Raw genomic sequence first — 3,464 nt, 5'->3', positions numbered from 1 at the left:
GTAGGACGTGCCGCGGACGTCCCGTGCCTGAGGCGGACGGCGCCGCTCGCGCGCCCCGCCCCGGCGCTCAGACGTCGAGACCCTCCGCCGCGCGCTTCTCGCGCAGCTCCGTGATCGCGCGGCGGCGGGCCAGCCGGTGGGTGCGGCGGATCTGCGCCTCCTGGCGGCGCCGTTCGTCGCGCTCGGTCTCCGGCAGCACCGGCGGGACCGGGCGCGGCGTGCCGTCCGCGTCGACGGCCGCGAAGACCAGGTACGCGGAGCCGACCTGGGTGGCGGGCGCGGACTCGTTCCAGCGCTCCGCCAGCACCCGCACGCCGACCTCCATCGAGGTCCGGCCGGTCCAGTTCACCTGGGCCTTCACATGGACCAGGTCGCCGACCCTGACCGGTTCGAGGAACGCCATCTCGTCCATGGACGCGGTGACGGCGGGACCGCCGCTGTGCCGCCCGGCGACCGCGCCCGCCGCGTCGTCCACCAGTTTCATGATCACGCCGCCGTGCACGGTCCCCAGGAGGTTGGTGTCGGCGTGGGTCATGATGTGGCTGAGCGTGGTGCGGGACGCCGAGGTGGGCTTGCCGGGGATCTCCGGTGTGTCCGGGTCCGCGCCGGTGGCCTGTTCTGTCATGGACTCCACCTTATGCCGAACGCGCGTCCGGAAAATTTGTGTCGGCTTGGCAACAGCCGTGACCTGATTTTCCGACGACCCTTGTAAGAGGCACAGCGGCTGCCTGCACACTGATGCCATGAGCGAATGGCCCGATGCATGGTCCGACCAGAACCGCCGCAACCAGCGCGGCGGCGGCAGCGCGAGCGCACAGCCGGAGGGCCCTCGCGTCATGCGCCAGGTCCGCCGCCCCGACGCGGGCGGACACGGCGGCCCCCGCCCGTCCGCGCCCCCCTACGGCGGGGTGCCGCAGCAGCAGTCGTACGGCAACGGCCAGGGGCACGGCGGCTACGGCCAGGACGGCTACCAGGACGGCGGCTACAACACCGGCCGGGTCTACGGCGGCCCCGGCGGCGGTGGCCCCGGCGGTCCCGGTCCCGGCGCCCCCGCCCCGACTGGCGACGCCGCATCAAGTGGACGGCGATCACCGTCGCCGCCGTGCTGGTCGTCACCACCGTCGGCACCTACTTCTGGGCCGACTCCAAGCTCAACCGGGACGTCGACCTCTCCAAGGTCATCGACCGTCCCGAGGCGGGCGAGGGCACCAACTACCTCATCGTCGGCTCCGACAGCCGCGCGGGGATGTCCGCCGAGGACAAGAAGAAGCTGCACACCGGCTCCGCCGAGGGCCAGCGCACCGACTCGATGATGATCCTGCACGTCGGCGGCAACGGCGACACCCTCATCTCGCTGCCCCGCGACTCCAACGTGACCATCCCCACCTTCAAGGGCTCGGAGTCCGGCAAGGTCAAGGGCCCGCTCGGCACCAACAAGCTGAACGCGGCCTACGCCTTCGACGGGCCGACCCTCCTGGTGCGCACCGTCGAGTACAACACCGGCCTGCACATCGACCACTACGTGGAGATCGGCTTCGCCGGCTTCGCGAACATCGTGGACGCGGTCGGCGGCGTCGAGATCGACATCGACAAGGGCTTCAAGGACAAGTACTCGGGCGCCGACTTCCAGTCGGGCAAGCAGACCCTCGACGGCCAGCAGGCCCTCGCCTTCGTCCGCACCCGGCACGCGTTCGCCGCCTCCGACCTCCAGCGCACCAAGAACCAGCAGAAGTTCCTCTCCGCGCTGGCCCACCAGGTGGCCACCCCCTCGACCGTCCTGAACCCCTTCAAGCTGTACCCGACGCTGGGCGCGGGCCTCGACTCGCTGACCGTCGACAAGGACATGTCGCTGTGGGACCTGGCGTCGATGTTCTGGGCGATGAAGGGCGTCAGCGGCGGCGACGGCACCTCCATGAACATGCCGATCTCGGGCTCCGCCGGCGGCAACCTCGTCTGGGACAAGGCCAAGGTCAAGACGCTGGTCGACGAGTTGAACAACGACCGGAAGGTCACCGTCACCGGCGACTGACCGCCCCGGCTCAGGTCTGCTTCCCGCAGACCACACGGTCGCCGGTCGCCGCCTCGAACTCGCCCTGGTACGGCTCCTGGGCCCGCACCCCGCGCACCTGCCGGAAGTCGGACCCGGCGGTCACCCGCAGGGTCGGGCCGAGGCCCTTGACCTCCCGCAGCTCACTGCCCGGCAGCGCGGCGGCCACCGACTTCGCCGAGCGGTCCCAGCGCGGGTCGTAGGAGACGACCGTGCGGGTGGCGGAGCGGTCGGCCGCGCCGGTCGGGGCGCCGGTGGTGCGGAACCCGGTGGCGGCGAGCGCGGCGTCCACCCGCCGGCCGAGGCCCTCGGTCGCCGTCCCGTTCTCCACCTGGACGCGGATCTCCTGCGGCGCCACGTCCACCTGCGCCCGCTCGTCCGGCGGCTTGCGCACGGTCAGCGGCTTGTCCTCGCGCAGCGCCCGGAAGAGCCGGTCGGCCTTGGCCGCGTCCCACTTCAGCGTCGAGCCGATGCCCTTGACGACGTACGACATCTCCCCGATCGGCACGGTCGTGAACTCCGACGACGACGGCGAGAAGTTCCGCATCGCCCGCCCCAGGTCGAGCAACTGGTCGGTGCCGAAGCCCTGGTCGGCCCGGACCGAGCCGAGCACCGCCCGGGTCACGTCCCGGAACTTCAGCGGGTTCAGCAGCACCCCCGAGGAGGTCGCCTGCTCGATCAGCGCGGCCAGGAACTGCTGCTGGCGCTTCATCCGGCCCAGGTCGGAGGCGCCGTCGACGTGCCGGGAACGGACGTACTGGAGCGCCTGGCCGCCCTTCAGGCTGTGCGTGCCCGCGGGGAGGTCGAGGCCGGTGTAGGAGTCCTTGAGGGGCTCGCTGGTGCAGATCCGCACGCCGCCGAGGACGTCGACCGTCTTCATGAAGCTCGCGAAGTCGACCTCCAGATAGTGGTCGATCTTCACATGGGTCATCTCCTCGACGGTCCGCACCGTGAGGTTGGGACCGCCCTCCGCGTACGCCGCGTTGATCTTGACGGGGTGGCCCTTGTGCCGCTGCCCGGTCGTCCCGTCGGTGTGCTCGGGCGTCATCGCGTAGGAGTCCCGCGGCAGGCTCACCACGCTGGCCCGCCCCCGGTCCTCCGAGATGTGCACGATCATGATCGTGTCGGTGCAGTGGCACGGCGCCCCGCCCAGCCGGTACTCCTGCCGCTCCCGCTCGGTGATCTTGTCGCGGCCGTCCGTGCCGACCAGCAGCACGTTCATGCCGTGCCCGTCGCGCGGACGGTTCTTCATGTCCTTGAAGGGATCGATCCGGGCGATGTCCGAGTCGAGGCTCGTGACCACCGCGTGCCCGATGCCGGCCGAGGCGAGCACCACCACCGAGAGCGCCGTCACCGCCCGCGCCGCCCAGCGCGGTCGCCGCCGGGCCGGGGGCCGCGGCAGCCGCGACCGCGGCGG

The 3,464-nt window shown here is 71.7% G+C and carries 2 protein-coding genes and 1 pseudogene; 1 reads left to right on the top strand and 2 read right to left on the bottom strand.

Annotated elements, in window-relative coordinates:
* Positions 1–67: 67 nt before the first annotated feature.
* Positions 68–625: an acyl-CoA thioesterase gene (locus GA0115242_RS10835; protein WP_093827057.1), complete on the bottom strand. Its 558-nt coding sequence runs from the start codon at positions 623–625 to the stop codon at positions 68–70.
* A 118-nt stretch (positions 626–743) separates the two neighbouring features.
* Here GA0115242_RS10835 and GA0115242_RS10830 point away from each other — a divergent pair.
* Positions 744–2,029 (top strand): annotated as a pseudogene (locus tag GA0115242_RS10830) (LCP family protein).
* Positions 2,030–2,039: 10 nt separating this feature from the next.
* Here the strand turns inward: GA0115242_RS10830 and GA0115242_RS10825 are convergent.
* A partial coding sequence (locus tag GA0115242_RS10825; RefSeq protein ID WP_370672269.1) for an LCP family protein occupies positions 2,040–3,464 on the bottom strand: 1,425 nt, incomplete at its 5' end.

It is taken from the genome of Streptomyces sp. SolWspMP-5a-2 (assembly GCF_900091845.1).
Lineage (GTDB): Bacteria > Actinomycetota > Actinomycetes > Streptomycetales > Streptomycetaceae > Streptomyces > Streptomyces doudnae.
Note: the sequence above shows the minus strand (reverse complement) of the source record. Positions and strands in the feature narration are given on the sequence as shown.

Excerpts from the sequence above, each read along its gene's own strand:
- GA0115242_RS10835 (WP_093827057.1), bottom strand. The coding sequence starts at position 625 with ATGACAGAACAGGCCACCGGCGCGGACCCGGACACACCGGAGATCCCC.